General features: G+C 70.6%; 19 protein-coding genes and 1 pseudogene. 5 read left to right on the forward strand and 15 right to left on the reverse strand.

The window, feature by feature from the left end; all coding sequences use genetic code 11:
* Positions 1-116 precede the first annotated feature (116 nt).
* The 3 genes from AQI95_RS33885 to AQI95_RS33895 form a co-directional block, all read right to left on the reverse strand.
* The gene (locus AQI95_RS33885; protein ID WP_208614334.1) at positions 117-2,054 is read right to left on the reverse strand and encodes a glycogen debranching N-terminal domain-containing protein; all 1,938 of its coding nucleotides are present in this window, start codon (positions 2,052-2,054) and stop codon (positions 117-119) included.
* A 722-nt stretch (positions 2,055-2,776) separates the two neighbouring features.
* Positions 2,777-4,402, reverse strand: coding sequence for a DUF4192 domain-containing protein (locus AQI95_RS33890; RefSeq protein ID WP_079071663.1), 1,626 nt, complete (start codon positions 4,400-4,402; stop codon positions 2,777-2,779).
* Between the two features lie 319 nt (positions 4,403-4,721).
* Positions 4,722-6,881 (reverse strand): RecQ family ATP-dependent DNA helicase, encoded by a 2,160-nt coding sequence (locus tag AQI95_RS33895; RefSeq protein WP_067133315.1) that lies wholly within the window; start codon positions 6,879-6,881, stop codon positions 4,722-4,724.
* Positions 6,882-7,728: 847 nt separating this feature from the next.
* Here AQI95_RS33895 and AQI95_RS33900 point away from each other — a divergent pair.
* Positions 7,729-8,349, forward strand: coding sequence for a hypothetical protein (locus AQI95_RS33900; protein ID WP_067133013.1), 621 nt, complete (start codon positions 7,729-7,731; stop codon positions 8,347-8,349).
* Positions 8,350-8,811: 462 nt separating this feature from the next.
* Here the strand turns inward: AQI95_RS33900 and AQI95_RS33905 are convergent, their stop codons facing one another.
* The 8 genes and pseudogenes from AQI95_RS33905 to AQI95_RS33940 all read right to left on the reverse strand — a co-directional run bounded on the left by AQI95_RS33905 (position 8,812) and on the right by AQI95_RS33940 (position 16,152).
* A complete protein-coding gene (locus AQI95_RS33905) occupies positions 8,812-9,441 on the reverse strand; it encodes a hypothetical protein (protein ID WP_079071667.1) in 630 nt (209 codons plus the stop codon).
* A gap of 68 nt (positions 9,442-9,509) precedes the next feature.
* Positions 9,510-10,211, reverse strand: coding sequence for a ribonuclease HII (locus tag AQI95_RS33910; protein WP_067133019.1), 702 nt, complete (start codon positions 10,209-10,211; stop codon positions 9,510-9,512).
* Between the two features lie 81 nt (positions 10,212-10,292).
* Positions 10,293-10,916: a TetR/AcrR family transcriptional regulator gene (locus AQI95_RS33915; protein ID WP_067133022.1), complete on the reverse strand. Its 624-nt coding sequence runs from the start codon at positions 10,914-10,916 to the stop codon at positions 10,293-10,295.
* 476 nt (positions 10,917-11,392) lie between these two features.
* Positions 11,393-13,297, reverse strand: a pseudogene (locus tag AQI95_RS33920) (recombinase family protein); the annotation flags it as partial.
* A gap of 130 nt (positions 13,298-13,427) precedes the next feature.
* Positions 13,428-13,721 (reverse strand): hypothetical protein, encoded by a 294-nt coding sequence (locus AQI95_RS33925; protein WP_159056623.1) that lies wholly within the window; start codon positions 13,719-13,721, stop codon positions 13,428-13,430.
* The gene (locus AQI95_RS50420) at positions 13,715-14,506 is read right to left on the reverse strand and encodes a DNA cytosine methyltransferase (RefSeq protein ID WP_067133031.1); all 792 of its coding nucleotides are present in this window, start codon (positions 14,504-14,506) and stop codon (positions 13,715-13,717) included. Before AQI95_RS50420 ends, AQI95_RS33925 begins: the two co-directional genes overlap by 7 nt.
* The gene (locus AQI95_RS33935) at positions 14,493-15,473 is read right to left on the reverse strand and encodes a TRM11 family SAM-dependent methyltransferase (protein ID WP_067133034.1); all 981 of its coding nucleotides are present in this window, start codon (positions 15,471-15,473) and stop codon (positions 14,493-14,495) included. The genes AQI95_RS50420 and AQI95_RS33935 overlap by 14 nt, the downstream gene beginning before the upstream one ends.
* Before the next feature lie 22 nt (positions 15,474-15,495).
* Positions 15,496-16,152, reverse strand: a complete 657-nt coding sequence (locus AQI95_RS33940) for a hypothetical protein (RefSeq protein ID WP_067133037.1) — start codon at positions 16,150-16,152, stop codon at positions 15,496-15,498.
* A gap of 466 nt (positions 16,153-16,618) precedes the next feature.
* Between AQI95_RS33940 and AQI95_RS33945 the strand changes: the two genes are divergently transcribed.
* The 3 genes from AQI95_RS33945 (at position 16,619) to AQI95_RS33955 (ending at position 19,354) form a co-directional block, all read left to right on the forward strand.
* A complete protein-coding gene (locus AQI95_RS33945; protein ID WP_067133040.1) occupies positions 16,619-17,407 on the forward strand; it encodes a hypothetical protein in 789 nt (262 codons plus the stop codon).
* A 343-nt stretch (positions 17,408-17,750) separates the two neighbouring features.
* Entirely contained in the window at positions 17,751-18,128 is a 378-nt protein-coding gene (locus tag AQI95_RS33950; protein ID WP_067133043.1) for a pilin, read from the forward strand.
* 365 nt (positions 18,129-18,493) lie between these two features.
* On the forward strand, positions 18,494-19,354 hold the full coding sequence (locus tag AQI95_RS33955) for a TrbL/VirB6 family protein (RefSeq protein WP_244188927.1): 861 nt from the start codon (positions 18,494-18,496) through the stop codon (positions 19,352-19,354).
* Here the strand turns inward: AQI95_RS33955 and AQI95_RS45415 are convergent.
* Positions 19,245-20,237: a lantibiotic dehydratase family protein gene (locus AQI95_RS45415; RefSeq protein ID WP_244188928.1), complete on the reverse strand. Its 993-nt coding sequence runs from the start codon at positions 20,235-20,237 to the stop codon at positions 19,245-19,247. The two genes, AQI95_RS33955 and AQI95_RS45415, sit on opposite strands and share 110 nt — an antisense overlap.
* A 78-nt stretch (positions 20,238-20,315) precedes the next feature.
* Positions 20,316-20,519: an FxLD family lanthipeptide gene (locus AQI95_RS33960; protein ID WP_067133046.1), complete on the reverse strand. Its 204-nt coding sequence runs from the start codon at positions 20,517-20,519 to the stop codon at positions 20,316-20,318.
* 734 nt (positions 20,520-21,253) lie between these two features.
* Here AQI95_RS33960 and AQI95_RS50210 point away from each other — a divergent pair.
* Complete coding sequence (locus AQI95_RS50210; protein ID WP_341849489.1) at positions 21,254-21,814, forward strand: ATP-binding protein; 561 nt, start codon at positions 21,254-21,256, stop codon at positions 21,812-21,814.
* Here AQI95_RS50210 and AQI95_RS33965 read toward each other — a convergent pair.
* Together AQI95_RS33965 and AQI95_RS33970 are read right to left on the reverse strand one after the other, a co-directional pair.
* A complete protein-coding gene (locus AQI95_RS33965) occupies positions 21,695-22,399 on the reverse strand; it encodes a 2'-5' RNA ligase family protein (RefSeq protein WP_067133048.1) in 705 nt (234 codons plus the stop codon). The two genes, AQI95_RS50210 and AQI95_RS33965, sit on opposite strands and share 120 nt — an antisense overlap.
* Before the next feature lie 56 nt (positions 22,400-22,455).
* Positions 22,456-23,793, reverse strand: coding sequence for an NsdA family TPR-like regulatory protein (locus tag AQI95_RS33970; RefSeq protein WP_067133051.1), 1,338 nt, complete (start codon positions 23,791-23,793; stop codon positions 22,456-22,458).
* Positions 23,794-23,860: the final 67 nt, after the last annotated feature.

Here is a 23,860-nt window from a genome sequence, read left to right on the forward strand (position 1 = left end):
TCGTCTGCCTGACGATAAACACTCCCTCCGCCGTTCGCATCGGTGGCGGTCCGCTTCGTTCCTATATGAGGCGCAGGACCGGCTCCTGATCTTCGTCCTGGTGGCGTCGTACGAGGTCAGACTCCCAGTTGCAGGCCGTCCGCCGCCTCTTCGACCATGGCGAGGCCCAGCCGGCTCACCCGCACGGCGAACGGAGCCCCGGCGACGCGCAGCCCGGTCAGACCCAGTTCACCGAGCGGCGCGCTCCGTATGGGCGACAGGGTGACCGTACCGGCGGGGGTGTCGGGGCGGATTCCCGCGAGTGAGGTGAGCATCGCGATCGCGGAGGCCGCTGCGGTGGCCGCCGGCCGGCAGGCCGCGGGGTGCGGGAGGGGAGCGCTCCCGCTGAAGCGCTGTTCTCCGGCGAACATGTCCGGCAGCCGGTGGCCGAAGTGTTCCGCCGCGTCCAGCAGTCCTCTCAGCAGGCCGCTCGCTTCTTTCTCGAAGCCGGCGGCGGCCAGTCCGGCGACCGCGAGTGCGGTGTCGTGGACCCGGACTGCTCCGGTCCGATGGCCGAACGGGTTGTGCCCGCACTCCTTGGCGCCGAGTCCTCTCAGCCCCCAACCCGCGTCCAGGACGGGGGTGCCGAGCAGCCTGGCGAGCTGTTCGGTCTGAACGGGATCGAGAAGGCCGGGGGCGAGCCGACCGGAACCGAGCAGACCCGTGTCGAGGAGGTGGACGGCGGTCGAGCCCAGGTGCGACACGGGTCGACCGTCCGGCGTCAGGGCCGCGGCAGGGCGTCCGCCGCCGTGGTCCTCGATCCAGAAGTCGGCTCGGAAGGCGGCTTGCAAGGCCTGGGCCCACTGGCGCAATTCGATGGCGCCGGGCCGGTCGAAGGCGTCGAGGAGATCGGCGCCGAGCAGCGCCGCCCGGTGCGCGTGGGCCTGTGTGTCACAGCGGGCCGGGCCCCCGGGCTGGGGGTCGGGGAGGTAGGGGCCGTCACCGGCGGTGGTCCGCAGCCAGGTCAGACAGCGTTCCGCGGCGGGCAGCAGCTCTCTCGTCTCCTGCTCCGGAAGTCCCCAGCGTCGGGCCTCGGCGAGCAGGACGGGGAAGAGCAGGGTGGCCTCGGTGCCCGTGCAGCCCGGTGGGAGGAGCGGGCCGGCGTCTCGTCGCGGCCCGGGGATCAGGCCGGCTCGTGGGCTCCGGTCGGCGAGCTGGGTGCGGGCCAGAGCGCGCAGGGTGCCCGCGGCCAGCCGGGTACCGAGCGGCAGGGCCATCCGGGCCGCCGCCAGGGCCTCGGCGGGGGCCAGTCCGCACCGCCAGGGAGCGCCCGCGGCGAGGTGGATGTCGGAGGGGTGGGCGGGGTCACGCAGAAGCAGGGCCTGGAGGTCGGCGACCGCCGCCTGCAGCAGCGGGGCCACCCGGGGGTCGTCGCCGCTCGCCCGGGCCGGGGCGAGCGGGCTGGTGGTGGTATGTCCCGCCGGCCGCAGCGGTCCCGCGCCGTCGAGCCGCACGCGGAGTTCGACGGCTGCCGTACCGCCGGGCGGCAGTTCCACCTCCCAGCGGAGCAGTCCGGCTGACGCGAGGGCGTCGGAGGGCGGCGGGTCGGCGATGACGCAGGCGGCGGCACCGGCCATGGCCCAGCGCAGGCCCGAGTCGTGGACAGTGGCGGGGAGTTCGGGGCCTGCCCTGCCGGAGGCGATGACGGCGAGTTCGGCGAGGTCCGTACCGAGGGCCACCTCGACGGGCAGTCTCAGCGCTCGCACGGCGGCGTTGCGCAGGGTGATCCGTTCGGTTCCGTCGGCACGGCGGGTGCGCTCGACCACGACATCCGGATCGGGGCCCGCCGCCGGGGAGACACGCAGTGTTCCCACGAATCGGGCACTGTCGGCGCTCGTCATCCTGGCCTGCACGGGCAGCGGTTCGCGGCCGGCGACCCGAAGCTGACAGCGTGACAGCAGGCGCCTGCCACCACGGTAGAACCCGTCCAGTCCCCGACCGGTCAGCTGCCCCTCACCGGAGATCGCGAGGCCCGGCAGGGCGACACAGACCAGGGCGGCGTGCGTGGGCGGCAGCTCGGGCGCCGCGCTGCCGCCCTCCGGCGCCCGTGCCGCCGGGGCGGTGATGGGTCGACGCCCGCGTCCCGGTGCCGGAGTCAACGGCCTTGGGCGGCCTGCCGACGGGCTCGCCCCTGGGGCTTTGGTCGATGGCGGAATGCCGATGGTCTGCCGTGTGATGCCGGCGACACCGTCCGGCGGGAACCACTCGCGCCTGTCCCAGGGCGGACGTTCGCCGTCGGCAGCTGAGGACGTGGTCGGCTGCTGGTGCATGGGGTGGCTTCCTCCGCGCTCGGTGCGCCTCGGACGTGCTGGGCGAACAGTGGGACGCCCTGGCGGACGAGGTTCGTACGGCGGCAGGGCCCGTCCAGGCGTTCCGCCACTCAGGTGAACGGAGCAGAACTCGTCCGGGTCACGGCTCGCCTCCGGGAAGCCGGTCGAACGGCGGTGGGACGAGACAGCGCCGCCGCTGCTCGAGCGGCCGACGAACCGGTGCCACCAGCGTGCGCGCGGCGGACCGAGGCGTCGGCGGCGAGCAGTCGGACTTGCCCGGTGGGCAAGGCGTCTCAACAGAGCGACGCTGCGGCGGCAGGCCCACCGGCGGGCACGCGACCGGGACCGCAGTGAACTCCTGGGGCAGGTGACGCACTCTGTGGTCTGCCCTGAGGCACCGTGCATCGTGCGTTCGCAGACCTCCACCTCCTCGAAGCGGTACCGGCCCGCGCTCCCCACGCCGACGGTCACCTGTCCGCCTCGGGCTCGCGGGCGTCGTGCCCCTGCAGATCCGCACCGGTCGTGGTGTCGCGCGCCTCGGCCGGGCGCGTGCGCCTACCACCCGTGCCGCGGCCGCCAGGACGGGAGGGTTGGGCCTGCGACGGGTCGGGGCGGGAGCCGGCCGGCCTGAGCCGTCCGCCCGTGTTCCGAGCGTTCCGAGCCGCACAAGGCGCCTCTGCGCCATCAGCCGGTCGCACTCGGCGCCGGCGGCGAGTGCCCGACCCTCGGCGCGCATCGATGCCCTGATCATCCGTCCGCCCGCCCACCGCGGGAGGCGTCGCGTCTTCGGGTGCCGAGAGCGCGGCCCTGGCCGGTTCCTCCTCCGCATGCTGCTGAGCGCCGATCTCAGCCGGTGCCCGTCCCGGGCGCCTCGCAGGGTCCGCACCGTCCATGCGCCCCGATCCCGCCTCGCGACCCTCGCGGCCCGCGCGCAGGCAGCGACGGACCGCTTCCGGGTCGAGGCCGTCGTTGCAGGCCTGGTGCAGCAGCCGGGCGAACAGATAGTCGGGATCGGCGCCCAGCGCCATGGCCAGCGCCTCGCGGGCCTCCAGGTCGTCGCCTGCCGACCAGGCGACCCAGCCGGCCAGGGTCAGCGGAGCCGCGGCGTGTTCGCCGTAGGGTCCGACGCAGCGGCGGGCCAGAGCGCGCCAGAGCCGGAGGGCCGGACCGGCCTCGTCGCCCTCCATCCAGGCGGCCGCCCGGTCACGGGTCGTGCGGTCCTGGAGTCCGAGGATCAGCATGGCCGCCTCGTCGTGGGCGAGCAGGGCGTCGTCGCGCATGTCCGCCGGATGCGTGCCCGTCACCGGGGCAGCGGCGGCGAAGCGGCGGAAGATCAGCTCGGCGAGGCCCAGGGTCTCCTCCGCCACATCCGTACGGGACGCCGCGTCGAGCATGCGGGGCACCAGGGTCATACCGGCCGCGTCCAGGGCGATCTCCTGCTCCAGGGCCGCGGCCGTCTCCCAGGGCTGCAGCCTGGCACGCAGCTCCCTGAGCGTGCCACGCACTTGGATGCCGGCGTAGGTGGCCGCGGCGGCCAGCACGGACGTGCCGGGAATGCCCATCGGTGTGCCGTCCGCGGGGCAGCAGCCTTCGGTCGGGCAGCAGTACGACCAGAAGCGGCCGTCGGAGATGCACAACGCCTCGATGACCGGTACGTCGAGGTCGCCGCACTGGGTGCGCAGCAGGTGGGCCAACCGTGCGAGCCGTCGTTTGACGTCGTGGCCGGACTCTCCCGGGGACGGTTCCTGGCAGACGTAGGCAACCATCTGCTCGGGGCGGGCGCCACGCCGTCGGCTGCCGGTCACCAGTCCGTGGGCCAGCTGGCGTGCGGCCGCCTCCCAGTCCTCCTCCTGCGCGGGGATGCCGAGCCGCGCCCGGCCGCCGAACCTGCCCCGGCTCTCACGGTCGTGCAGGGCCACCAGCACCATGCTGTCCTCCGGGCGGTAGCCGAGGAGATAGGGCAGGGCGTCGGCCAGCTCGGCGGGGGTGCGCAGTGTGACCTGGGCGTCGTGCGGGGGCGGTCCGGAGCAGGGCTGCGGCCCCGAGATGTCGCCGTTTTCGAGCGGTCCGGTGGTTTCGCTGTGATTCGTCATGCGCCGACGATCTCGCGGATCCTGTTACTCCGCTTGAGCCTGTGGACAAGTCGAATCAGGGACACGACAAGCCTGCCCGGGTTTTCCACAGCCCCGGCCGGAGCCCGCCCGATTGTCAGTCCCGTCCTGTTGCATCGAGCGCATGGAGCACACGAGTTGTGTCGGACACGTCCCACACCCGCCGGCAGCCGCCGCGGCGGCTGCCGGACGCATGCGCGCCGGCATCCGGCGGAGAGAGGGACCGGTGCCGGCCCAGCACGACGCGCTGGGGGAATCCCGCCCCCCCCACGGCGGCGTCGGACGAGAGCCGTCGCCGTGCTCAGCCCGCTGCGGCGAGCACGAGCGGCAGCACCTGCCCGCTGCCGGCCCGGCGGAGCAGGCGGGCCGCGACCGCGAGCGTCCAGCCGGATTCGGTGTAGTCGTCCACGAGCAGGACGGGGCCGGGCGAGTCGGCCAGAGCGGCGGCCAAGTCGTCCGGGACGGCGAAAGTGCCCGACAGCGCCCTGAGGCGTTGGGCCGAGTTGCTGCGGCGCGCCGCGTGCGTGCCGTTCGGCCCGGTGTACGTCAGGGCGCCGAGGTAGGGAAGGCGGCCGACGGTCGCGACTCCCCTGGCGAGGGAATCGACCAGGTGCGGGCGGGTCATCGACGGTACGGACACGACTCCGACCGGCCGGGCCGAGGCGTCCGGGACGTTCGGCGCCCAGCCGCCCGCAGAGCGAGCCCAGTCGGCGAGGACGGCCACCGCGGCCTGCAGCACATCGTCGGGGACCGGGCCGTCGGGGGTGTTCTCCGCCAGCAGCGGACGCAGTCGGTTGCCCCAGCCGATGTCCGAGAGCCGGCCCAGGGCGCGCCCGGTGGAGCACTGCTCGCCGGCCGGGATACGGCCCTTGAGGTCGATGCCCAGGGCGGGCATCCCCGTCGGCCACATCCGGCGCGGCTCGACCTCCACGCCCGGGCGATCCAACTCCTTCGTGGCGCCCTTCAACGCCTCGGCCGAGACGGCGGAGCCGATCCACGAGCCGGCGCAGTTGTCGCAGCGGCCGCACGGGGCCGCTCCCTCGTCGTCCAGTTGCCGACGCAGGAACTCCATCCGACACCCGGATGTACGAACGTACTCGCGCATGGACTGCTGCTCGGCCGCCCGCTGCCGCGCCACCCAGGCGTACCGCTCCGTGTCGTACACCCAGGGCAGGCCGGTGCTCTCCCAGCCGCCCTTCACCCGCTTGACCGCGCCGTCCACGTCGAGGACCTTCAGCATCGTCTCGAGCCGGGTGCGCCGCAGATCCACCGCGGCCTCCAGGGCCGGTACGGACAGCGGACGTCCCGCGTCGGCGAGGGTCGAAAGGGTCTGGCGGACCTGCGCCTCGGGCGGGAAGGCCGTATCGGCGAAGTAGCGCCAAATCGCCTCGTCCTCCGTGCCCGGCAGCATGAGGACGTCGGCGTGCTTCACCCCGCGGCCGGCGCGGCCCACCTGCTGGTAGTAGGCGATCGGCGAGGACGGTGAACCGAGATGGACGACGAAGCCCAGGTCCGGCTTGTCGAAGCCCATGCCGAGCGCCGATGTGGCAACCAGCGCCTTGACCCGGTTCTCCAGCAGGTCCGCCTCGGCCTGCAGCCGGTCGGCGTTCTCCGTGCGGCCCGTGTACGAGGCCACCTCGTAACCCCGCTGCCGCAGATAGGCGGTGGCTTCCTCGGCGGCGGCCACGGTCAGCGTGTAGACGATCCCGGAGCCCGGCAGCTCGCCGAGGTGCTCGGCGAGCCAGGCCAGGCGGTGTGCGGCGTCCGGCAATTGGACCACTCCCAGCCGCAGACTCTCCCGGTCCAGCGGGCCGCGCAGCACCAGGGCCTCACCGGCGCCGGTCCCCAGCTGTTCGGCCACATCCGCGGTGACCCGGGCGTTGGCGGTCGCGGTGGTGGCCAGCACCGGCACGCCGGGGCCGAGCGCGGCCAGCATCGCGCGCAGCCTGCGGTAGTCGGGGCGGAAGTCGTGGCCCCAGTCGGAGATGCAGTGCGCCTCGTCCACCACCAGCAGTCCGGTCGTGGCCGCCAGCCGGGGCAGCATGTGTTCCCGGAAGTCCACGGAATTCAGGCGCTCCGGACTGACGAGGAGGACGTCGGTCTCGCCGCGCTCGACCTCCTCATGGATCGCGTCCCACTCCTCCGGATTGGCCGAGTTGATCGTCCGCGCCCGGATACCGGCCCGTGCCGCGGAGTCGACCTGGTTGCGCATGAGTGCCAGCAGCGGAGAGACGATCACCGTCGGGCCCGCGCCGCGCCGCCGCAGCAGCGCGGTGGCGACGAAGTACACCGCCGACTTGCCCCAGCCCGTGCGCTGCACCACCAGCGCACGCCGACGCTCCTCGACCAAGGCCGCCACCGCCCGCCACTGATCCTCCCGCAACCGCGCCGAGCCCTCCGGGGCACCGACAAGCTCGGCAAGGACGGCATCGGCTTCGGCACGCAGCTCCACGGTGTCCATGAGCCCCATGCAACCCGATTCCGAGGGCCGTCGGCCAATTCACTCGGCGTGAGGGCATCGCGCGGACTAGCCATCCGCCCGGCGCCGATGGACTCGTCCCGAACGCCTGCGCCCCGCCACAAGGATCCTCCGTTGACGCGTTTACCCAGGTCAGAGCCTCGGTCCCGACTGGGTTTCGTATGCCGTGCTCATGCCGTCGCCTCCCGGCTCCTCCCTGTCCGTCTCCTTCGCCGTCCCTTCTCCTTCTTTCACCGGACGGCAAGTCCTGCCCCTGCGCCGGGCGGCGGGCGCCACGGCGTCGGAATCGATCTCGGAGGGAGGCATTCCGGCCGGTGAACAGGCCACCCCGGGCAGGCTCCGGGGCGAGTGTCGGACATCGGCCGGGGCATATTGTCCGTCTCCGCGCCTCGTCTATCGGGCGCCGGACACGGTCGTGCCGATCGCGCGGGCTCCCGCTGTTCGGCTCGATGGAGTACGCCGAGGACACGCCGCGGGTGCCGCGCGGCCCAGCGTGCGGCGGTTGAAAGCCCACGACGGCGCACGGGCGGTGTCGCCGCCGGCTGTGGCCGGTCCTGGCCGATCGGGTGCCCTGTCCCGGCAACCGTACGAGGCACGAACCGACGCCTCAGGCGTCGCCGGGCTAGCCTTTGGGTAGGGATATAAGCCACGCACGAGCAGATACCACTCGGTGGCCCCAATTGCTCGTTGCCGCATCCAAGTTCGACAGGAAGAATTGAGGTCCGCTCCCCGCACGGCTCGTCCGTGATCCGGTTGGGCTCTGCTGCGGTGCGCGGTCCCTCGCATCCGACCTCGCCCGCAGTGTGGGCGCGTAGCCGAAGGGAGGAACGTGACCTTCGGATTCGCCTCGTCCTCGGCGGGCACGTTGTCGACGTCCGCGTCCACCGCTTCCGCCAGTCGCCTGCTCGAGCCGGCCGAATGGGCCGCCGCCGGAATCCCTCTGCTTCGCAACCCCCGAGAGATCGTCAGCGGGCTGCATGCCCGCCATCGGCCGAGAATCTCCACGGCGATCGTGGCGGTGCTCGATCCGGAGGAGCGGCTGTGCGCCAGCGCTTCGTTCACGCGCCGACCGGCCCCGGCCGACGGCTGGATGTTCCGCAACGCATTGCTCGCGCAGCTGCGCCGGGTGATTCCGCACGACCTTCGGCGCCGGACCCCGGTGCGCACGGCCATCCTCGTCTACTGCCGTGAGGGCGACGCACGTTGGACGGAGGAGGACGGTGCCTGGATGTGGGGCCTGCGTGACGCCTGCACGCTGCACGGGCTGCGGTGCGGGGCGTACATCACGCTGACCCACGACGGCTGGCATGTGCTGGGCGAGGGGCGCAGTGGACGCCGTCCCAGCGCCGACTCCACGCCGGAGCCCTTCGCCGTGGCGGAGGCCCCGGCTCTCACACCACGCACCGGAGGCCCGGTCTCCGAGGTGCTGCGCCGCGCGGCGGCTCGCTGAAGGACGCGACGGTCTCAGCCCGGGCCGCCGCCAGGGGCCGCAGCGGGCACGCAAGTCCGTCCTGCGCCCGCTTCTCTTCCCTCCCTCGCCAGGGACAGCGGGAGCCCCGGGGCCGAGAAAGCGGAGGGTCGCGCCACTGCCGAGAAGCAGGCCGACTCATACGCCGCCCACAGCGGTCGTACGCGCCGTACACGATCCGCCGGCCACGTCGCCCCCGGCACGGCTGCACGGCCTCGGTCACCGAGCGGCCGGCCCCGGCAGACAGTGTGACGTCAGCCGGGGCCCGGTCCGGCTCCCGCCCGGCGACCGTGACTCCACTCAGGACGTCTTGGCCTGCGGCCGGGGAGCCGCTCCATGACCGGAACGGCCGCCGGTCGTCCGGGCATGCCAAAGGCCACGCCGTGCGCACACCGCCGAAGCGGCACTCTCGTCACCCCGGTGCCCCGAGGCGCCGGACCCGGCTCAGAGGCCGGCGCCCAGCACCGCGTTGATCTGCTGCGGATCGCCGCAGACGATCAGCAGGGCACCGGCCCGGGCGTGGGCCAGCGGAAGGGCCGAGGCGGCAGCGGAAGCCGGGCCCCCGTTGACGGCCACGACGACCACGGGGCGGGAGGCGGCACGGGAGACGATGGCTGCGTCCGCGCAGAAGACGTCGTCACCGGCGTCGTGCTGCGCCCAGTAGGAAGCTTCACCGAAGGACAGCTCGTGCTCCGCCCACGGATGCTGGGCACCAGTGGTGACGACGAGCACGTCGCCCGGGGCGCGGCCCGAGTCCAGGAGCAGGTCCACCGCCTCGTCGGCGGCGTCGAGCGCGCCACCGGGCGAGGCCGGGATCAGCTGGATCTGCGGGACGGCCGCCGTGGCGGCGGGAGCGGCCGGGCCCGAGGGGACCGGCTTGGCCGGAGCCACGTCACGCGGCGCACGCTGCACCGGCGGTGCCGGCCGCGGAGGGCCGGGACGACCGGGGCGGGTGGCCGCGGGGCGGGGGCCGGGTACGGGGCGGGGGGTCGGCGCGGTACGGCCACTGGCCGGAGTAGCGCGGGGACCCTGGGCACTCTCGTGAATCTGAGGCTCCTCGGGAATGAGAGGCATGAGCTGATATTTATCAAACATTGGTGCGGCGCGGGTGACCGGGTGGCACATCAGTGCGACCAGAAACGTCAGAAATCGAAGCCGAGCTGGCCCTCGATCTCCGGAACGCTTCCGTCCGCCCCGCTGCGAACCTTCTTGAGGTGCCGCCACTGAGGCAACGCATCAAGATACGCCCACGACAAGCGGTGGTGCGGGGTGGGCCCCCACTCCTCCAGTGCGGCTTTGTGCACGGGCGACGGGTACCCGGCGTTGTCCGCGAACCCGAAGTCTGCATGGTCGACACCCAGTTCGGCCATCATTTTGTCGCGCTGAACCTTGGCTATCACCGACGCCGCGGCCACGGCCACGCACGATCGATCGCCCTTGATCACCGTGCGAACCTTCCAGGGGGCGCCGAGGTAGTCGTGCTTCCCGTCGAGGATCACGGCGTCGGGGCGGACCGGCAGGGCGTCCAGCGCACGGACCGCGGCGAGCCGCAGTGCCGCCGTCATCCCCAGGTCGTCGATCTCCTCGGGAGAAGCATGCCCCAGCGCATAGGCCGTCACCCATGTCCGCAGGACCTCGGCCAGTTGCGTGCGCCGCTTGATCGTCAGCAACTTGGAGTCGGTCAGCCCCTCGGGCGGACGACGAAGTCCGGTGACCGCGGCGCAGACGGTGACAGGTCCGGCCCAGGCGCCGCGCCCCACCTCGTCGACACCGGCAATGACCTTTGCTCCGGTCGTGGCGCGCAGGGAGCGCTCGACGGTGTGAGTAGGCGGTTCGTACGACATGGCGCCCTTAGCGTACGCCGCCCGGATCATCACCCGACACCCCGGTCGCCCGACCGCCGCACAGATCACCGGCGCGCGGGCTCAGCGTCCGTAGGGCCGGAGCAGCGGGAGCATCAGCGCGTCGATCATCTCTTCCAGATCCTGATCACTCCATTCGCTGGCGCACATCTTCGAGCGGTACATCATCATGGCCGGAACGGCGTCGAGCACATAGCCGTTGAAGGCGTCCGAACGAACCTCTCCCCGCCCTATTCCACGGGTGATGACCTCGCCGAGGAGCCTGACGGTCGGCTCCACCACACCTCCGACGATCACTTCCTGGAAGCGCTCCGCCTGAACTTGATCGCACTCGTGAATCACCGAGCGCAGCGCCACGCCGGGCAGCGAGTACATGATCTGTCGCACCTGCCGACACAGAGCCAGGAGGTCCTCGCGCACGCTGCCGAGGTCCGGGGCCATCTCCACCCGAGGCAGTCCGGCCACCAGCGCGTCCGCGACGAGGTCCTCCTTGGATGTCCAGCGGCGGTACACAGCGGCCTTGCCGGTCTGGGCGCCGGCCGCGACCCCTTCCATGGTCAGCCCTTTCCAGCCGACCTCGCCGAGCTGTTCCAGTGCGGCGTCCAGGATCGCGCGCTCCAGCACCACGCCGCGCCGACGAGGGGAAGCCGCCCGGGCAGAAGCGGCCGTCCAGCGCGAGGTAACCATCCGTGTATCTCCAACATGCAAGGTGAGCGGGGAATCCGGGGCGAGTGCACCGCGACGCAGCAGCAGGGGACGCGAGGCGGGGCACGGGATTAAGTGAACGCTTGCGTTCACTGTCGAGGACTCACTACCGTGGACGCGACAGTGAACGTGATCGTTCACTAACGTCTTCGTGGGGGACCCATAGTGACAACCTCTCAGCTGCTCAAGGACCCGAAACCGGGCGTGGCCCGCCGGGAGGGGCATCCCGGCATCGCACTCACCGTCATCGCAGCGTGCCAACTCATGGTGGTACTCGACGCGACCGTTCCATCGCGCGTTTCACCGTCCCCGTCTTCGTCGTCGTCCGTGAGGAACAAGCGGGGTTCGACCACGCCCTCGACCAGCATGTCAGGCAGCGGCGGCTCTTTCGACGGTTCGGGCACCGGAACGACCGGAATCGTCTGGAACCCCGCCAGCACCTCCACCACTCGCTCCCACGTGCCGTCCGCGTTCCAACGGGTCCAGCGGCTCATGAGGGACTTGCCCACGCCATGATTCATGCGGGAAGCGGCCTCACTCCACTGCTTCGCTGACCGCGCTTTCCAGAGGATCGCCTCGACCGCGTCACGAACTGGTAGCTCGGTGGACTTCCCCGATCCTCGGCCGGTCCTCGTGACGATTGGTTGGATCAACACCCACGCCTGATCGGACACCTCAGCCGGAATGCGCAGACGGCGCTCTTTGAACCACGCGCCCACGGCACAGCCCGAGCGTCCCTTGCGTACCGGGACGGGGCTCTGGAGGGTCACCTTGACGTCGATGAGATCGATCACATCCGCCCGGTCCTCGTCACTCATCAACGGCATCTGGGCACGGGCTCGTTCGGCGAGGGCACAAAGATCCCTGGCCCGGCGCTCCGCGGCTCCCGTCTCGCGCTGCCATGCGACGGCCTCCTCGCGGAGTTTGCTCAGCTGGCCAAGTTCGGCGTTCATGGGCGCGGTGGCCTGGGTCACCAGTTGGACCGCGGCGTCTTGATCCAGCCCTTGCCGTGCGGCTTGGACTGCCGTGACGGACATCACCGTGGCGATCGCCTTCTCCTGGACCACGATCTGGGAGTCGAGTTCCTCGATACGGTCAGCCTGCCCGCTGCGCGCGCCGAGCGTGACATCGGCCCACTCCCGGGCCAGCTCCATCAACGCCTTCCGATTCTTGAGGAGCTTGCTGATCCGCCGCCACACCTCCTCCTCGATCCGTTGGGCATCGATCTGGCTACAGCCGCACGCCGGGCTCCCCGGGTGACGGACTTGTTTGCCCGAGCAGGTGTACTTCCGCCTGTCTGTGGTGGTCTGGAGCTGCCCGACGTAGTGGGCTCCGCATCGGCTGACGATGCGCTTGGAGAGCGGGTATACATGCGAGCGTCGACGCAGTGCTCGCTGCGCACCGATCCGGGCGGCCGCTTCCTTGAGCTCCTGGACTTCCTCCTTCGTGAAGACTTCGTCCAGCTCGATGACCACGGTGGCCCCGAAGACGGGGTTGCCGTTCCTGTCGACCTTGGTGCCGCGCCCGGATCGCGCGTCCTTGGAGCGCGGGTCCCTGAACACCTGCACTCCTTCGAGTACCGCGCGGGACATCACGCGCGCCCGGAGGTTCTCCCGGGACCAGGGGACTCCCGAGAGTGTCAGCATGCCCTCCGCGTTCAGGGCGACCGCCGCCTGGGTCCAGTTCTTCAGCTCGTGCACGAGAAGGTACCGGGCGCGCCGCAAAGTGATCGCTTCACCCTTCGGAACGTCCTGCTCCTGGTAGACGTCCAGGACCAATCGGCTCTCGCCCTTCTTTCCCTGGTCCTGAATCCGCCAGCCGAACGGCACCGTGCCACCGGTGTAGCCGCCCTCCTCCGCCTTCTCCTGAAGGCCTCCCTGTGTGCGGTCCCGGATCTTCTCGCGCTCGTCCTCCGCATAGTCGGCGCCCTTGCGCATCTTCGAGCGACCCGTCGGGGAGGTGTTGTCGTAGTCGTCCTTGACGACGGCCACGAAGACACCGAGGTCTTCCAGCTCCCACACCCACGGCCAGAACGCCCGTCCTCGGCGGCCGATGGCCCGCTCCTCGTAGACCACGACGACATCGAATGGGCGGGGCTCGGTGCGGGCGTCCCGCATCAGCCGGCTGAGGTCCTTCCGTTTGTGCGCCTCCAGGCTCCCGCTGAAGCCCTCGTCGGCGTACGTGCCTGCGTGCGACCAGCCCTTCGCCTCGATGTACTTGGCCGTCTTCTTGCCCGTATAGGCAATGCCGTATCCCTTTGCCTGATCCTCGGTGGACACGCGCAGGTAGTCCACGGCTCGCAGTTGAGGAGCGGAGGTTGCACGCCGATCGGTGCCGACGCTGTCCGTGACAAGTTCTGTCATCTTCGTCCCAGATACTCAGGGCGTGACGGGATCCCGGAGAGCTGTAACCGCGCCCGGGATCGCATGCGGACAGGCAGCGTAGCTCTGTTCTCGCAAGAGCGCCGGTACACTCTGACCAGGCTGTTTACCACTATTCGGGCTCGTGGTCGTCGTCGCAGTCTTCGCGCAGAGCGTTGCCGAACAGGATCCGCGCGAAGCGGAGTCGTTCGGTCCTGCTCCAGCGGCCCGCACACCACCGGACCGTGATGCGTCCCGCTCCCATGTCTGGGAAGCGGTCCTCCGGGCCGGGCTTCACCGGGCCGGCCGGGGCCTTGGGCGAATCGAGCTCGCGATCTGTCGGAGCAGTGGGGTGCTCCAGATCGACGCGCGGGCCGTGTTCCATGTTGTGCACTCGGCTTGGCGCCGGGCGTTGCTCCATCAGCATCCACCGTCCAGGGCACCGTCAAGCTCCGCATGCGAGTCTGGCGCCCAGCCGCCATGGAGAAGGATGTCCAGGGGGTGCGCTGCTTGAGCGGGGACAACAGCGCCACCGAACACGGGGAGTTGGGTGACGCGGGACAGGCCAGTGCCGCCGGTCACCCATCGCTGCGGCAGAAGCATCCATTCGCCGAGCTCGGGGGACAGACATCGGGTTCCGGAGACGGTACGGCTGAGGGCGGGGCCGCCGATGACGCTTCTCCAGCGTCGGATGGCGGAGAGACACTCGGCCCACCACTCGTTCCCGAGACCGGTCAGGTCCGCCAGTAGCACGCTCAGCGCCCGTATGCGGGTTTGATCGGGTGAGCCTCCCGTAGACCGCGGGCAAGGTTCCACGGGGCGAGGACTGCGGGTTCCAGCCGGAGTGGAGAGCAGGCCCCGGACATGCGCGATCACCAGGTAGGGGCCGAGGACCCTGATGGTGCTGGCGATGTGGTGCCACAGGCCAGAGCGGGTGCCGCGGGCGAGCGCGGTCCGAGGGCTTACCACGGAGAGGCCCGGGCAGGGAAATCCAGCTGTGAGTACACACACGAGTTCGGTCTGCGACCCGTCGATGGTCCGGATGTCGCCCCAGCTGAGACTGCGGGGCCAGTGCCGGGCGACGACCTGAGCTGCGCGGGGGTCAGCTTCGATGTGCCAGGCGATATGGCCTCCGAGTGCGGCCTGGACACCAAAGTCCAGGCCGCCCGCGCCGGAGCACAGCGAACCGATCAGCAGATCACCGGCGGCCATGGCGGGATCCGACGGCGCAGGTGCGCGAACGGATAGCGCGGCGTGTGTGGGGCTTGCTCATGGATCCTGCCGTGCACCGTGCAGGACCAGCTCCGCGGTCGCCGTGGCTGAAGCACGGTCGGTTGATTCCTGGCCGGGCGAAGACCAAGACGTCCTCGTGCTGGATCACCGCGAGCGGGATGCCCTGGCGGCGTGCGTCGCTGACGTTCTTCATCTGGAAGAACGACGGGCGTGTGATCACGCGGCTGTCGCGGATGCCGGCGAGTAGCGCGACGCAGCGTTCGGCGGGGATGAGTCCGGCGGCCTGGCCGGCGGCGAGGACGGCGGAGGGCAGGTCGATGAGTTCGCCGCGCTCGCGCCACGGGCGCGTGGTGACGACGACGGTCCCCCCGGGGCGCACGACGTGTCGGCACTGGGCAAGGATCTGGGTGAAGGCTTCCAGGAGCCGGTCGGTGGAGACGTGGGCAAGGTTGGAGGGGTCATGGCTATAGCGATAGTCCCTTTTCACCACGCCGCGTTCGCCGGTCTCACGGGTGGAGCGGACCTGTCCGTGTACGGAGTTGCCGTAAGGCGGTGAGGTGACCACGAGGTCCACCTCGCCGTGGAGGGCGGCGGGCAGGATCTGGGAGAGCTGTCTGGCGTCTCCGCAGTGCACGGTGCTGGTACCGGACCCGCCCTCCCGGCTGGCGGAGGCGGCGTTGAGGCGGGCCAGTCTGGCCCACTCGGGTTCGTACTCGACGCCGAAGGCGCTGCGGCCGAGGTGGACGGCCTCGACGAGGGTGGTACCGATGCCGCACATCGGGTCGAGGACGAGGTCGCCGGGGCAGGTGTAGGTGGAGATGGCATGGGCGGCGATCCGCGGAAGCATCTTGGCGGGATGAGCCGCCGAGCCCGGCACGTAGCGGCCTTTGCGCTGCGCTGGGGCCGAGGTGGGGGCGGTGTTCCACACCGAGAGCGGGGAGGGCATGGGCGTTCTCCTCTGCCTTGGCTTACCCGTGACGGATCGCCGAGAGGGCGATCAAGTCGCAATGGGCAACCCCGCGGGAGGTGTCCGCGGGAAGGGCGGGTACGAGGCGGTCGCCAACGGGGTGGGCGTAGGCGACGACGATGTGCTGGAGGTAGCGGAAGCCGGCGGTGCGGGCGGACGCGATCAGCGTGCCGAGCGGGTCGGTGAGGCGTCCGGCCTCCCGGCGCTGGCGGGTGGCCAAGAACAGAAGCCCGCCTGCGGGGAGGAGCCGGTGGCCACGGTGGAAGAAGCCGTGCCAGCCGTCCTCCAGGGCGTCGGCCATCTCGGTTCCGCCAGCCGCCAGGTCGTCGCTTTGGGCGGGGAGGGCGTCGGGGTGAAGTTCGGCGAGAAGGACGGACAGCCTTTCCGTGCCGTCCTCGTCGTCGGCCGTGGCCGTGAAGGGAGTGGTCGGGATACGGGCGTCCATACCCGGTGCCGTGTCCCGGATCGCGATCTTGAGGAGCGGAACGGGCCGGTGGCCGGGACGTCCGACGAAGTCGGTGCGGATCTTGTCGATGGCCCAGGCCGGCAGCACCGCGCCGGGGATGGGAGCGGCGTTGGGCTCGTCCGGGCCAGGGAGCCAGACGGTCGTGGGCAGGGGATGGCCGGTACGTGGACGGGGAGTGATGGAGTTTGCCATGGGCTGAGCGGCACCCGGAAGCAGGATCCGGCCGTGCTCGTGCTGACGTGAGTAATAGGGAGTCGGTGGCTGATCTTTGCCACCGCTTCACATGTGTTCGATCTCCCGGGCAGTCGTACCGCGATCGTTGCAGGCTCCCTGCTTTGCCTCAGCGTGTAGCGCATTTACGCAGTTCATCTTGTATGCGAGCCAGTCGCGTGCCATCTGCGAGCCACCACCGAACCGGTGAGATCCGCCTCTGAACAGAGGCTCGGATCAAGGTTGAGAATTTCTTTGTTCGATTCGCGTTGGTCCGTCTGAGGCGTCACTCCAGGCCGTCGCGAGAGAGCCCGGGCCGGGCCATCGCACATGCCGGTCCATGCGACCGGCGGTGACTCGGCACTGGTCTGTAGGTGGGTCGGCGGTGACACGGAGGCCTGGGAGGGGTGGCGGCGGAAGTAGTCCACGTCCTCATGGGAGATGCGCCATGCACCACCGTCACCAACCCCACCGTCCCGACGCCCGCCTGCAGAGCACCCTTCGTTCTCCGCTCGGGGAGCTGGAACAGGAGTTCCTGGCCCTCGCCTACGGCGCGGAGCCGCTCTCCTTCCCCGCGCACATGGTGTCCGACGAACCCGACCGTGCAGCGTGGCCGGTCGACCGGGTCCGCACTCATCTCGCTCATCCGTCCACCCGCGCCGAGTTGCGCGAGCGGACCTGGCGTGAGGTTGTCCGGCGCGCCCGCGAGCTGGGCGAGCCGTGGGATGTGGTCGCCGTGGCCATGACCGTGCCGGTACTGCGCCGGATGCTGGCTCGGCTGGCCCGGCCCGCCCATCTGGAGCGTGCCGAGGTCGAGCAGGAGGCCTTGGCCGCCGTCGCCATGGCCTTGTGCACGGTGGACCTGGGGACAGAGCGGCTGGACCGGGAGCTGTTCCGTACAGCCGACCGGGCCGTGCACCGGCTGGTGTATGCGGCGCGTCGCCACGCCCTCCGTGAAATCGGTGCGAACGCAGCCTCTCTCGACCATCTGTGCTGCACGTCGCAGGCAGACCACGGTGAGTCGGTGGATGAGCTGATGGTGCTGGCCCGTGCCGTGCAGGCGCGGGTTGTTGACGTGGCCGAGGCGCGGCTGATCGCCCGTACGCGCCTCGAAGGCGAGCCCATGAGCCGCCTTGCGGCCGAGCGAGGGGTGAGTGTGCGTCAGCTCTACCGTCACCGCAGCGCCGCCGAACAGCACTTGGTCGCACATCTGCGACGCCGACTCCAGGACCTGTAGGACACCCAGCCGAGTGATCCTCGGTGGCGGAATGTCAGTTCTCGTCGGCAGAGTCTCTATTCACCATGACGGCGGCCCTGCCCGGCTTCGGCTGCGGGCCGGCCGTTCTGGTTCGGGGCGGCGGCCGGCGCCCCGAACCGAGTTCCGCACGGTGCGGGGTGAGCACGACCGTCTCGTGCTGACACCCGAGAAACCCGCCCTGCCGCACCCCATGAGGAGGTCGGCCCCGGGTCCAGGGCTCTGTTCACCCCGCGCCTGTCTCTCCCCTGCACCTCGGGCGCCCTCGCGTCCTGCTCCCTCTTCCACCCTGCCCGACTGCGTGTTCGATGGAGGTTTTGCTGCCATGTTCGCGAGGCTCCGTCGGTCGTACCGGCCGGTGGTCCGGGCGCTCGGCCACTGGCTCATCCGGTTGGGATTCGTCGCGGCCTGCTCCACTTCGGTGTTGCTGGCGGACCCACCTTACGTATGGGCGGTCGCGGACATCCCGACCGTCATCACGAATCTGCGGAACTGGATCGTCGGCATGCTCGCCGGGCTCGCCACCCTGTTCCTGACCTTCGGCGGGGTGCGCTACCTGATGGCGGGCGGCGATCCCGGCGAAGTAGAGGCCTCCAAAAGGGGGTTGAAAGCTGCGGCCATCGGCTACGGGCTGGCGATCCTGGCCCCGGTGATCGTAACGGTGCTGCAGAGCATCGTCGGCGCCGGCGGGGGCAAGCGGTGATGCGCACCAGGCGTCTGGGCCGTGCTCTGCCGCCCCTGTTGCTGACTGCTCTCTTGGTGGTTCCGCTCGCCCAGCCGTACTCCGCCTACGCCGTGAGTACGGTTGCCTTCGCCCCGGCCGCCCCTGATCCGCCTCAACCGGAACCACAGCCCGCGCCCGGCCCCGCAGCTTCTTCCCCAGGGCCAGAGCCCGGACCTAGGCCGGATCCCACACCAGGCACCACACCATCTCCGGGCCGCCCCGCGCCGAAACCGGAACGGCCGTCCTCCCCCGAGCCGACGCCAGGCGCCAGCCCTTCGGCGTGCGAGGCCGCAGGCGTCGGATGTGACAAGGCGACCGGCTGGGGCTTCCTCGACATCCCCGGCATGATCATGAACGCGATCACCTCGTTCCTCGGCACGCTGATCGAGCAGATCATGAAGCCTGCCCGCGAGTTCCTCGCCGACACCCTGCTGGCCACCCCCGACGTCACCAAGCACGCCGACGTCAAGCGGCTGTGGACCTGGATGCTGAGTATCACAGCAGGGGTCTACGTGCTGTTCGTGACCGCGGGCGGCATCACAGTGATGGGCTACGAGACCGTCCAGAACCGCTACGCCCTACAGCAGATCGCCCCGCGCCTGCTGCTGGGCATGGTGGCGGCGGTTGCCTCTCTGACGGTGATGGGCAAGGCGATCAGCCTGTCCAACGCCCTCGCCCACGCGATCATGGCCACTGACATGGCGGACGCCGGTCAGGGCATGGTCGAGCGCATCCTGCCGTTCGCCCTGTTCGGCGCCCTGGGACTGCAGCTGTACCTGCTCATCCTGGCGATCGTGACGACGGCGTTGGTCTTGGCGGTACTGATCGGCTTCTTGGTACGCGTCGCGGTGATTGCGCTGCTGGCCGCGTTCGCGCCCCTGATGTTGGCGTGTCACGCCCATCCGCTGACCGAACCAGTCGCCCGCCTCTGGTGGCGAGGTCTGGCCGGATGCCTCGTCATCCAGATCGCCCAGTCGATGACGTTCGTCCTGGCTTTGAAGCTGTTCTTCGCTCCCGGCGCCACCGCCCTGGGCATCCCCAAGTCCGACCAGCTGGGCACGATGCTCGCCGGAGTGGCCCTGTTCTGGGCGCTGTTCAAGATCCCTGCGCGACGCCTTCGGGGATCTGCACCTCCACGTCCAGCCGCAGGTCGACGGCCAGCGGGCTTCTGCCCACATCGGAGACTCGACGCAGCCGACGCGTGAGTTCGTTCCGAGTCGGCCCTTGGACGCTCGCAGGGCGCCGGTTGTGCTCGCGCACAGCGCGTTGCACCGCTTCCAATTCGTGCAAAATCTGTGCGGCCTCGGGGACCATGCCCTCGCCCGTGCCGCGCAGCCGCCCGATCAGGTGGGACAGCGGATCAGTGTCTGTCATCGGCGCGCGCAAGCTGGTGACCAGAAACTTCTCCTGCACCAGCGTGCCGAGCAGTGTGCTGATGTTCCGCGGCTCGGTTCGGGGAAAGGAGGCGGCCAACTGCTCGGCGAGGGCAGCGAAGCGGACCGGCCCGCGCGCGAGGTCCTCGATCGTGCGTACCGCGCTGGTTCGCCGGACGGTGGCTCCCATCGGTCCGCCATGCGGGACGTGCAGGCGTCCACCTCGGCGCGCCGCCAGGTTGTTCAGGACGACGTCCAGGCGCTCCAGCAGCGCGGGGCACGCCTCCAAGCGGACGATGACGTCGTCCAGCCACTCGGTGTCCACTCGCGCCACGGCCCGGTGTGCGTCTCCCCATCTCGCGTACGGCGTGGAACCCATGCGGACCAGGGCCACCCCAGCGAAGAGGCCGAACGGGGTCGGCCGCCCGGTGGCCCGCAGTACGTAGCGGACCGTGGCCATGGCCGCGCGCCGGACCTGCTTGGGTCGTGCCGGCCGCCCGGCGCAGATCACGTCGACCCGCGACGCGAGATCGCCGCTCGCCTGCCGAACGGCATCGGCGAACCGTGCATCGGTCCACACCTGCTTCAGCCACCTGCCGCACGCGTCCGTGTCGAACGGATCCGGCCACCATTCCGGCAGACTCGTCAGCGGCATCGCGGCGGCCCGGAGCAGGGCCGTGCCCGTGTGCTGGTAGAGCTTTCCGTCGCTTCCCATCCCAGTGCCTCCGCCATCAGTGCTGTGAACGGACGGGACCGGGGGCTGCAGCGCCCCCGGCCCCATGCGCGAGAGCCGTCAGACGGCGCTCGCGCAGGACGAGGCGCAGGAGGGCGCACACCCGTCACCGCTGCCGCACGCCTTGGGAAGCAGGTCGGCGCCGACCTCCGTGACGATGGTCAGGTCGATGTCGAACGGGTCGGCGGGCGCCTCGGGGACGGCCGTCGCGCCGAACGCCTCGGCGTTAGCCCTCGTGTACGGGGCAAGCGTGGTCGTGGTCATCGCACTTCCTCTCCTGTCAGTGAATCCGAGCGGTTCGTCGTGCTGCCTGGCCGGTGTGCGGTGGTGCCGCACATCCGGGCGGGGCCCTGCGTTCGCACCCTGCGGTGCGGCCCCTCTCCGGCTGAACGGATTCCGTGGGGGACGTGGATTCGAAGCAGCCGGAGAGGGGAGCCAAGGACACGGGCGGCGCTACGCAGCTGGCCCGCGTAGAGCGTGGTCAGCGTCGTGCCGGTCACCAGGACGGGCAGGAGCAGCAGCTGGAAGGCGCCGAAGCGAGACCGGCGGACGTACTTTGTCGGGTGTCGCGGGACCCATCCGACCCGGCCCAGCAGCTGCCGGAAAGACCGTTGCCACATGGTGGTCGCCGCGCCACCAGCCTCCCTAAGACGGTGGAGCCGGCGGCGTTGACGACCGCTCGCGGCACCGTGATCAGCGCCCCTGTCCGGGCCTGCCAGGCAATGCGGTGTGTCCCGTGCTCTTCCAGACGGCCCAGCACCGTAGTGCGGTCCGCCTCACACTGCTCATTCCGCGTTACCTCCAGCCGGTGGCCAAGGCGCCAAGGGCCGGCGCCTCGACGAAGAGCCTCGCCGGAAGCAGTCGGCGGCGGTACGCCGTCAGTACGCCGTTCGTCCGCCGTCTGTCGGCGCGCGAAGAGGCAGAGGCGCGGCGTACCGCCGCGCCTCACGCGTGGCGAGGCTGGTCGGTCCAGTGCCTACCGGAAACGAGAAGCGGCGATGGACGTGGTGGACGAGGAACGCCTCTGCAGGCGGACGCCAGTGCGGCGTCATTGGGTGAAATTGACCGACTGCGCCGAGCCGTCGGGCATCGCGCGCAGGCACGTACGCGAGGCTCTCGAGGGACGTGCCTCGCCAGAGCGGGTCGACGACGCCGTTCTGGTCGCCTCGGAGCTCGTGGGCAACGCGCTCAGGCACACAGCCGGCGGTCCGGACTGCATGTGCGTGGAGGTCTACAGCGACGCGGCGGTACTGCGGGTCCACGACGCGGGACGGGATGCGTCCAGGGTCCGGGCACGGTCCGCAGGGGTGTCGCTGGATGAGCTGACGGACAGTGGTCTCGGGCTGCTGCTCGTCGGGGAGTTGGCCTCCGGCTGGTCGGTTCTGTCGACCGCGATCGGCAAGGAAGTGGTCGTGGTCCTCGCCCTGGGTGCAGGTGGGCTATCCGAGTGGGACGTTCTTGCGTACATCCCAGCGGTACGTCCGCCCCTCACGGCGAAGTTCCACCAACTGGACGGCAGAAACGGAGAGTTCGACGGCCGGCCGAGCGCGGAGTCTTGAAACCGCCTCCACGACGGGGGCGGCGGGGCGGCGACGGTTGTTGTACGCAATGCTCAGGTGCGGCCGGAAGACGGACGTCGGCTTCTTCGGGGCCAGACCGACGCCGCTCCCCGCTTCGGCCAGTTCGTGGTGCAGCCAGAGCAGCGGCTCCCAGGGACCGAGGGACAGGCGGACGGCGCCTCGGGAACCGGCCAGCGGCATGGCGTGTATGGAAAACGCGGAGGGAAGCAAATCCTCAGCGTCCAGGGCCAGGCCTCCCAGTTGGCTGAGGGTAACGGTGCCCGGCGTTCCCACTCGGGCGAGGGTGATGTGCAGTCCGTCCGTCGGCACCGGATCGAGGCCGAGGGGCGCCAGCTCCTCCTGGCAGTGCCCAGCGAGAGCCGCGAGCCGCTCATCGTCCGGGAAGGTCAGCATCCAGTAGTACGCCCGGCTGCCGTCCGCCCAGCCGGGACGTGCCCAGTGATCGGTCATCTCATCGAGCGCCCTGAAAGCCGCCCAGTCGTGGGCCGCTGTGACCGCCGGGTCGTGCGTGTCGGCGGGTGGGTCGGCAGGGAACGCGGCGGGGTCGGCGCTGAGCAGCGGCACGCGGCGTACTCCTTCGGGTTCACACGGGCCCGGAGTGCGACCCCACCCGACGGCACCTACGACGCGGATGACGCCATGGCCAGGGCCGCTGGCTGCGAGCTCCAGGTCCGGAACTCGTCGCCATAATCGCGTACCGCAGGGTGATCGCGCCACGGCCCGGCCTGTTCGTGCAGGTCGCGTGAGCGTTGGTAAACGGAGCTGATCGGCGTGTCTCCGCACAGCCGCAGAGCCTCGCGGCCCAGCGCCATCGCCTGGGCGATGTCGGGCAGGCGTTGCTGCAGCAGCGCCGTAGCCACGTCGAGGCGTACGAGCGAACGACTCCAGGAGGAGGATGAGTGCTCCACAAGATCGTCGATGTGCTCGGCATCGCGCAGAACCAGCACCGTGTTGCTCAGGGCCACGTGTGACGTGACGGCGTTGGCCAGCGTGCGGGCCCGTCCGTACGGCTCGAAGGAGATGCAGGAGGTCAGCCCGACGGGTACTTCGTGGAGGTCGGAGAGGTGGAGGGCCTGCCCGACGACCCGCTCGACGGCCCGTCGGTCGCCCGTCTTGCCGAGGGCTCGGGCTCGGCCGTTGGCGAGCAGACGGATGGACTGAGCGTGGCGTGGCGCCCGCTCGACGGCCGCGGCGGCGCAGGCGTCCGCCGCCCCGTACCGGCCGGCGTAGTAGAGGCTGAAGGAGAGGGTGCCGCACGCCCAGAGCTCTGTGTCCAGGTCTCCGATCTCATGGCCGAGTTCCCGGGCTTCGGCGCAGTACGCCTCCGCAAGCGCGAAGTCGCCCATGTTCACCGCCATGTAGCCGAGCAGGCCCGAGGCGCGGGCGGCGAGGCGGAAGAGTTCCTTGCGCACACGAGGGGGCTGGCAGCCGTCGAGGAGGGTGTGGGTGAGCTGCCGCGCTTGGCGGGCCTGGGGGCGGAGGACGTACGGTCCGTCCTGTTCGTACCGGCTGGTGATGCCTTCCAGGGAGGCATCGAGGAACGCGAGCGTCGCGTCGTCTGCGTTGCTGGCCATCAGCTGCCGGGTCCGGGTGACGATGTCCAGTGGGTTCTCGTCGTCTTGGCGCGGCGGAGAGGGACTCGGCGGCTGCCGGCGTGTGAGCGGCTCTTCCACACGATCACGCGCACAGTCGGCGTACGCCGTGGAGAACAGCTCGGACACGGCACTGCCCAACATGTGCTCCAGCACCCGGCAGGCATCAGGGCGGGGCAGAGTGAGTAACTCCCCGCCGTACCAGCGGTCGAACTGGCGTGGAGAGACCTGGAGGGACTCCAGGCGGGGGTCACGGTCGAGCTCCGCCAGCCTGGCGGCGGCCCGCTCGTACTGGGCGGCGAAGGCCTCGTGCGTAGTCAGGTGCCGTTGCTGGAGCAGCTGCCGGAGCAGCGTTGTCCGTGGCATGGCCCACCCTCCCGGTGCGATGTGCGGGACCGACGCAAAGGCGCGTGCCGACAGTGGGGTGGTGGCG

It is taken from the genome of Streptomyces yokosukanensis, from assembly GCF_001514035.1.
In the GTDB taxonomy this organism is placed as follows: domain Bacteria; phylum Actinomycetota; class Actinomycetes; order Streptomycetales; family Streptomycetaceae; genus Streptomyces; species Streptomyces yokosukanensis.